This window comes from Nocardioides sp. NPDC057772, assembly GCF_042798075.1.
Taxonomy (GTDB): domain Bacteria; phylum Actinomycetota; class Actinomycetes; order Propionibacteriales; family Nocardioidaceae; genus Nocardioides.
The window spans coordinates 4,340-4,612 of sequence record NZ_JBHVKN010000286.1; the positions used below are offsets into that span (position 1 = coordinate 4,340).

The 273-nt window shown below is 63.0% G+C and carries 1 protein-coding gene; it reads right to left on the reverse strand.

Translation table 11 applies throughout. The features are described from left to right. The coding region (locus ACFVJS_RS26335; protein WP_378886517.1) for a hypothetical protein at positions 1 to 157 on the reverse strand (157 nt) is incomplete at its 3' end. Positions 158 to 273 lie beyond the last annotated feature (116 nt).

Below are 273 nucleotides of genomic sequence, written 5' to 3' on the forward strand. Positions count from 1 at the left end.
GCCATTCCGCGTGGACCACGATGCCGTTCTCGCGATAGGTGGAGTGCTCGACGAAGCCGATCGCGCTCAGCCACGTCATCATCGCCTCGGCGTCCTGGAACGCCATCGTCTGCCAGTACTTGATCTTCGCTACGTCATTGTTCTGTTCAGTGCTCATGCTTCGAGTGAACCGGCTGGCGGTCGGCGAGGTCTTGAACGAATGGGAACTCCTCCCGCAGCCACGTCGTCGGCGTGCACCCGGCGAACTCCTGCCACTCGCGCGTCAGGTGCGCC